Here is a 7,086-nt window from a genome sequence, read left to right as displayed (position 1 = left end):
GGCTCCCAGTAGACGACTGGGTTGATAGGCCGGATATGGAAGCCCTGTGAGGGGTGGAGTTGACCGGTACTAATAGGCCGAGGGCTTGTCCTCAGTTGCTCGCGTCCACTGTGTTGTTCTGAAACAACGACCCGCCCCGTTGTCGGGGTGTGCGGTGCACAGTTTCATAGTGTTTCGGTGGTCATAGCGTGAGGGAAACGCCCGGTTACATTCCGAACCCGGAAGCTAAGCCTTACAGCGCCGATGGTACTGCAGGGGGGACCCTGTGGGAGAGTAGGACGCCGCCGAACAATTCTTCTGAAGAACCCCCATCCGGGACCCGGATGGGGGTTCTTCGCATTTCCGGTGACGTATCGTCAGGGCATGGACGATCAGACAGCGGTCATTGCGAACGATGTGCTCCGGCCCGAGCAGCGCGACGGCGCCCTGCGTGTTCTGGCGGAGGCCCAGGCGGTGGACGGCCGGGCCGCCGTCTCCGAGCAGGGCCGGCTCCGGTTGCGGAGCGCGGAGACTCCGCGCCCCGGCGTCATCCACTTCGTCGAGACCGAGACCGAGACCGAGACCGAGACCGGCACCAGCGCCGGCACCGGCACCGGAGCCGTCCTCGGCTACGGCCAGCTCGAAGTGCCGGAGGGCCCGGACGCCAACCCCGCCGCCGAGCTGGTCGTCGACCCGGCGGCCCGCGGCCGTGGTGCGGCCCGCCCGCTGGTGGACGCGGTTCTGGAGCGGGCCCACCGGGCCGGCCGCGACGCTGTGGACTTCTGGGTGCACGGCGGCCATCCGGCGGCCCGGCACCTGGCGGAGGCGTACGGCGCCGAGCTGGTCCGCGAGCTGCGGCAGATGCGCCGCACCGGCCGGCAGACCGAGGAGGTAGCCGTCCCCGAGGGCATCGAGCTCCGCACCTTCCGTCCGGGCGAGGATGACGCCGAGTGGCTGCGGTTGAACGCCCTGGCCTTCGCCCACCACCCCGAGCAGGGCGCCTGGACGGCCCAGGACCTGGCCGAGCGGATCGCCGAGACCTGGTTCGACCCGGCCGGCTTCTTCCTCGCGACCAGGGACGGCAAGGTCGTCGGCTTCCACTGGACCAAGGTGCACCCGGCCACCGCCACCGAGCCGGAGCTCGGAGAGGTGTACGTGGTCGGGGTGGACCCGGCCGAGCAGGGCAGCGGCCTCGGCCGGGCGCTGACCGCGGCGGGTCTGCGTCACCTGACCGGCACCGGCCCCGGCGAGCGCGGACTGGCCACCGTTCTTCTCTACGTCGACGCCGACAATCCGGCCGCGGTGCGGGTATACGGACGACTGGGGTTCACCGTTCACGAGGTGGACCTCATGTACCGAGCCCCGTACCGGGCGAACCGGCCGGCCTGACCACTCCGGCGCACCCCGGAGCCGGGTTCCCGTACCGGACGCCCGAACCGGTCCGCCGGACCTTTCGGCCCTGTCGGAACCAGCCGGGACGGCCCCCCGAGCGGTCGTGGGCGAGGGGCGGGACGGCGACGCCCCTTGCTCCGACCGACTCAGCTTTCCTCCTGGCCATGCGGTGTTTACCGTGGATTCAATTGCTGCCGCGAAGATCACAGGATGAAGTCCGTAGTGTCTCGCTCGTGCAGAGTCGACCGCCACGCACCGGCCGGTCCTGTACGGACCGCACCCGGAGGGTGGGTGCTGTCCCCGGGTCCGGCCCGGGGCGAGGGCGACGGCCCGCAGAGCCATTCGCGTCCGGACGCCGTCCTGCTGCTGGAGGAGCTGGAGCCCATGAGCATCCCCCGCCCCGTCTCTGCCCCGCTGTCGCCCACGGCCCGGATGTCCAGTGCGCTGGGGATTCCGCCGGAGCTGCCGGCCACGGACGAAGAGGAGTTCGAAGCGCTGCCGCAGGGCCGCTTCCTGGACCGCGAGCGCAGTTGGCTCGCGTTCAACGAGCGGGTCCTGGAACTGGCCGAGGACCCGGGGATCCCGCTGCTGGAGCGGGCGAAGTTCCTGGCGATCTTCGCGAGCAACCTGGACGAGTTCTTCATGGTCCGGGTGGCCGGCCTGAAGCGCCGGATCGCCACCGGTGTCGCCCAGCGCAGTGCGTCCGGCCTTCAGCCGCGCGAGGTGCTGGACCTGATCTGGACCCGCTCGCGCGAGCTGATGGCCCGCCATGCCGCCGCGTTCCAGCAGGAGGTGCTGCCGGACCTCGCCGCCGAGGGCATCGAGGTGGTCCGCTGGTCGGAGCTGGCCGAGAAGGAGCAGGCCCGGCTGCACACGCTGTTCCGGCAGAAGATCTTCCCGGTCCTGACCCCGCTGGCGGTCGACCCGGCGCACCCCTTCCCGTACATATCGGGACTCTCGCTGAACCTCGCCGTCGTGGTGCGCAACCCGGTGTCCGGGCACAAGCACTTCGCGCGCGTCAAGGTGCCGCAGTCGCTGGCCCGCTTCCTGGAGGCCTCGCCCCAGCGGTACGTCCCGCTGGAGGACGTCATGGGCGCTCACCTGGAGGAGCTCTTCCCGGGGATGGAGGTGCTGGCCCACCACGCCTTCCGCGTCACCCGCAACGAGGACCTGGAGGTGGAGGAGGACGACACCGAGAACATCCTCAAGGCCCTGGAGAAGGAGCTGATGCGGCGTCGCTTCGGCCCGCCGGTCCGGCTGGAGGTCGAGGAGTCGATCGACCCCTACATCCTGGACCTGCTGGTGCGGGAGCTGAACATCACCGAGGCGGAGGTCTTCCCGCTGCCCGGGCCGCTGGACCTCACCGGGCTGTTCGGGATCGCCGATCTGGACCGCCCGGAGCTCAGGTACCCGAAGTTCGTGGCCGGCACGGCCCGCGGGCTGACCGACGTGGAGTCGGCCTCCCAGCCGGACATCTTCGCCGCCATGCGCGAGCGCGACGTCCTGCTGCACCACCCGTACGACAGCTTCTCCACCTCGGTGCAGGCCTTCCTGGAGCAGGCCGCCGCCGACCCGGACGTGCTGGCGATCAAGCAGACCCTGTACCGCACCTCCGGCGACTCGCCGATCGTCGACGCGCTGATCGACGCGGCCGAGTCCGGCAAGCAGGTGCTGGTGCTGGTCGAGATCAAGGCGCGCTTCGACGAGCAGGCCAACATCAAGTGGGCCCGCAAGCTGGAGGAGGCCGGCTGTCACGTGGTGTACGGCCTGGTCGGGCTGAAGACGCACTGCAAGCTCTCGCTGGTGGTCCGGCAGGAGGGTGACACCCTGCGCCGCTACTCGCACGTCGGCACCGGCAACTACCACCCGAAGACGGCCCGGCTGTACGAGGACCTCGGCCTGCTCACCTCCGACCCGCAGGTCGGCGCGGACCTCTCGGACCTCTTCAACCGGCTCTCCGGCTACTCGCGCCGCGAGTCCTACCGCCGTCTGCTGACCGCCCCGCGCGGCCTGCGGGACGGGCTGGTCTCGCGGATCCACAACGAGATCGCCCACCACAGGGCGGGCCGCCCGGCCTACGTGAAGCTCAAGGTCAACTCGATCGTCGACGAGGCCGTGATCGACGCGCTGTACCGGGCCTCCCGGGCGGGGGTGCCGGTGGACGTCTGGGTGCGCGGGATCTGCGCGATCCGCCCGGGCGTGCCGGGGCTGAGCGAGAACATCCGGGTCCGCAGCATCCTGGGGCGCTTCCTGGAGCACTCCCGGGTCTTCGTGTTCGGCAACAACGGCGATCCGGAGGTCTGGATCGGCAGCGCCGACATGATGCACCGCAACCTGGACCGCCGGATCGAGGCGCTGCTGCGGATCACCGATCCGGCGCACCGCGCCGAGCTGTCCGGGCTGATCGACCTCGGGGTGTCGGACGAGACCGAGTCCTGGCACCTGGGGGCGGACGGCGCCTGGGAGCGGCACTCGCAGGACGCCGAGGGCCGCCCGCTGCGGCACGTCCAGGACCTGCTGATCGACTCGCGCCAGCGACGCCGGGCCGCCACCTCGCGCTGACACGTCCACTGATGCGAAGCCGCCGGAACGGCAGGGGACCCGTTCCGGCGGTCGGCCACCAGCTCCGGGGGACCGCCCCGGGGGAACGGGGATCTACCACGCCATGACCGAAGCGCCGATGACGGCCCAGGCGGCCTCCACAGCGACCGCCGGGGACATCCTTTCCCGCCACCTCACCGCCCACGCCGGCGCCTTCCTGCGCGCGCTGCCGCTGGCGGTGGGCGAGGTCGGCGCCAGACCCGGCACGGCCTCGATCGTCCCGTCGGCGGGCACCTCGGACCTGCTGCGGGCCGTCCGACGGGTCGGCGGGCTGCTGCACACCTTCGGCTCGGTGTTCGAGCAGACCTGGGCGCAGGAGTCGCGCACCGAGCTGCGCTGGCTGCTCAACCTGCTCGCGCTGGAGCCCGGCTACGTCCGCCGCTCGGCCCGGCTGCTGGGCGCGCTGGACTCGCTGAGCGGCTCCGATCCGGACGGGACGGGGATGCTGGCCGGCCACGCGGGCGCCCCCAAGGCGAGGGCGCTGCTGGACCGGCAGCTGACCCTGGCCCGCACGAGGGCGCACTCCACGGTGCTCCAGGAGCTCCGCTCCGCCCGGCTGCACGCGCTGGCGGACCGGATGACCCTGCTGGTCGGCGAGGCCCCGCTGCTGGAGTCGGCGGCCGGCCGGGCCCCGGCGGTGCTGCTGCCGCAGGCCGCCGCCGCGTTCGCCGCGCTGGCCGCGGGCGCCCAGCAGCTGCCGCTGCAGCGCGCCGCGACGCCGTACGGCGGGGACGGGCTGCGCCGGCTGGGCGCGGTGCCGGAGTCCCGCGGGTCGACGGACGCGGACACCGCGCTGGCGGCCGACGACGCGCCCTGGGCGCGGCTGCGGATCCTGGTGAAGCGGGCCCGGTACGCGCTGGAGGTGTGCGGCCGGGGGTCCTCCGGACTGGACGAGCTGGACCTGGTGCTGGCCCGGCAGCAGGAGGCGGCGGACGCCGCCGTCACCGCCGCCACCGCGGCGCGCACCCCGCGGATCACCCCGGCGACCGCGTACGTGCTGGGCGTGGTCCACGCCGACCAGCGGCTGGAGGTGGAGTCCGCGCGGTACGCCGTCGGCCGTCGCTGGCCGGACCTGCCGCCGGGCCCGGACGGCTGGCTGGAGCTCGTCCCGGCCGACGCCTGGGGGCACTCCGCGGCATCCGGGACGGTCTGAGGTGGGCGAGGGCCCGAGTGCCGGCCGGGCGGCCGCGACCGGCGCGCGGAACGCCCCGGTGGTGCTGGCGGCGGGCGCGGTGCTGTGGCTGCCGGGTAGGCCGAAGAAGGGCGGCCGGCTGGGGCGGCCGCGGATCGCGCTGATCCACCGGCCCAAGTACGACGACTGGAGCCTGCCGAAGGGCAAGCTCGAAGCCGGTGAGGGCGTGGTCGACGCGGCGCTGCGCGAGGTCCGGGAGGAGACCGGGTTCAGCTGTCTGCTGGGCCCGGAGCTGCCCACCCAGCACTACCGGGTGCAGGGCCGGCCGAAGGAGGTCCGCTACTGGGCGGCGGTGCCGTCGAGCGGGTCCTTCCGGCCCAACCGGGAGGTGGACCGGCTGGAGTGGCTGCCGGCCGGGAAGGCCCGTGCCCGGCTCACCCATGACCACGACCGGGTGCTGATCGACGCCCTGCTGGCGCTCCTGGGGGCGAGGCCGGTGCGGGCGGCCGGGGCCGGGCCGGTGAAGGAACGGTGGAAGTGATCTCCCTGCGCCCTCGCTGTGACGCAACCGTTACTACCTGGCCTAGTTTCCTGTCATCCCTTCGAGGTTCACTCTCCGTTCACTTGTGACCGGCTGTCGTGTCACTTACCCGGCCTAACTTCGGGACCACCGGAGGGCCGAACGGGCCCCGGACCACAGCAGAACCCGCGCCCGGCCGTACGCCTACGGCCTGCGCGAAGGGCAATGCCACAGAAAGGGACACCCCTGTGAAGCTCCAGCGGAACGGCCGCTCCAAGGCCCTCGCGATCGGTGCCATGGCGCTCGTCAGCTCGCTGTCGCTCGCCGCCTGCGGGTCGGACAACAACAACAACACGACCGCGGCCGGCGGGTCCGGCGGCTCCGCCGCGGCCGCCAGCCCGATCAACTGTGGCAAGCCCGGTTCGCTGATCGCCGCCGGTTCGACCGCCCAGGGCGCGGCCATGGACATCTGGAAGACCACCTTCGCCGCCGCCTGCTCCGGCACCACGATCAACTACCAGGGTGGCGGCTCCGGTGCCGGCATCCAGCAGTTCAACCAGGGCAAGATCCAGTTCGCCGGCTCCGACTCGGCCCTCAAGCCGGCCGAGGTCGACGGCTCCAAGGCGGTCTGCACCGGCGGCCAGGGCATCGACCTGCCGATGGTCGGCGGCCTGATCTCGCTGGTCTACAACGTCGACGGCGTCGACAACCTGGTCCTGGACGGCCCGACCTCCGCCAAGATCTTCGACTCGCAGATCACCAAGTGGAACGACCCGGCGATCGCCGCCCTGAACCCGGGCGCCAAGCTGCCGGACGCGGAGATCCAGACCTTCCACCGCTCGGACGACGCCGGCACCACCGAGAACCTGACCAAGTACTTCGTCGCCGCCGGCGGCGGTGCCTGGTCCTACCCGGCCGGCAAGGCCTGGACGGGCAAGCTCGGCCAGTCGGCCAACGGCAGCGCCGGTGTCTCCGCCCAGGTGAAGCAGGTCAAGAACTCGATCAGCTACGTCGAGCTGGCCTACGCCCAGACCAACAACCTGAAGAGCGCCGCGATCAACACCGGTGCCTCCAAGCCGGTCGAGGCCACCGCCGAGAACGCCGCCACCACCATCGCCAAGGCCCAGTCCGCCGGCACCGGCAGCGACCTCGCCCTGAAGCTCGACTACGCGACCAAGGAAGAGGGTTCCTACCCGCTGGTCCTGGTCACCTACGAGATCGTCTGCGACAAGGGCAACAAGGCCGAGACCCTCGACACCCTGAAGTCCTTCCTGACCTACACCGCCAGCGACGCGGGCCAGAAGGCCGTCGGCGAGAAGGGCTACGTCCCGCTGCCGAAGGCCGTCACCGACAAGGTCAACGGCGTCATCGCCACCCTGGCCTGACCCGACGGGACCCCCGGTGGGGCGGCCCCGTGAGCGAGGGGGGCCGGGGCCGCCCCACCGGAACGCACCACACCCAG

At 71.9% G+C, this 7,086-nt stretch carries 5 protein-coding genes and 2 rRNA genes; all 7 read left to right on the top strand.

Annotated elements, in window-relative coordinates; genetic code table 11:
• A 23S ribosomal RNA gene (locus AB0E96_RS05755) occupies nt 1-93 on the top strand; the annotation flags it as partial.
• 80 nt (nt 94-173) lie between these two features.
• Nucleotides 174-290, top strand: a 5S ribosomal RNA gene (gene rrf / locus AB0E96_RS05750).
• A gap of 73 nt (nt 291-363) precedes the next feature.
• The gene (gene mshD, locus AB0E96_RS05745; RefSeq protein ID WP_359818934.1) at nt 364-1,368 is read left to right on the top strand and encodes a mycothiol synthase; all 1,005 of its coding nucleotides are present in this window, start codon (nt 364-366) and stop codon (nt 1,366-1,368) included.
• Nucleotides 1,369-1,755: 387 nt separating this feature from the next.
• Nucleotides 1,756-3,933: an RNA degradosome polyphosphate kinase gene (locus tag AB0E96_RS05740; RefSeq protein ID WP_359818952.1), complete on the top strand. Its 2,178-nt coding sequence runs from the start codon at nt 1,756-1,758 to the stop codon at nt 3,931-3,933.
• Nucleotides 3,934-4,036: 103 nt separating this feature from the next.
• Entirely contained in the window at nt 4,037-5,125 is a 1,089-nt protein-coding gene (locus AB0E96_RS05735; RefSeq protein WP_359818931.1) for a CHAD domain-containing protein, read from the top strand.
• A 79-nt stretch (nt 5,126-5,204) separates the two neighbouring features.
• The gene (locus AB0E96_RS05730; protein ID WP_359818949.1) at nt 5,205-5,645 is read left to right on the top strand and encodes an NUDIX hydrolase; all 441 of its coding nucleotides are present in this window, start codon (nt 5,205-5,207) and stop codon (nt 5,643-5,645) included.
• A 227-nt stretch (nt 5,646-5,872) separates the two neighbouring features.
• Nucleotides 5,873-7,009, top strand: coding sequence for a phosphate ABC transporter substrate-binding protein PstS (pstS, locus tag AB0E96_RS05725; protein WP_359818928.1), 1,137 nt, complete (start codon nt 5,873-5,875; stop codon nt 7,007-7,009).
• Nucleotides 7,010-7,086 lie beyond the last annotated feature (77 nt).

Origin of the sequence: Kitasatospora sp. NPDC036755, from assembly GCF_040636595.1 — a bacterium.
In the GTDB taxonomy this organism is placed as follows: domain Bacteria; phylum Actinomycetota; class Actinomycetes; order Streptomycetales; family Streptomycetaceae; genus Kitasatospora.
Note: the sequence above shows the minus strand (reverse complement) of the source record. Positions and strands in the feature narration are given on the sequence as shown.

What these genes read in the sequence shown, in the direction of transcription:
- AB0E96_RS05740 (WP_359818952.1), top strand. Translation starts at nt 1,756, where the DNA reads ATGAGCATCCCCCGCCCCGTCTCTGCCCCGCTGTCGCCCACGGCCCGG.
- mshD (WP_359818934.1), top strand. Translation starts at nt 364, where the DNA reads ATGGACGATCAGACAGCGGTCATTGCGAACGATGTGCTCCGGCCCGAG.
- AB0E96_RS05735 (WP_359818931.1), top strand. Translation starts at nt 4,037, where the DNA reads ATGACCGAAGCGCCGATGACGGCCCAGGCGGCCTCCACAGCGACCGCC.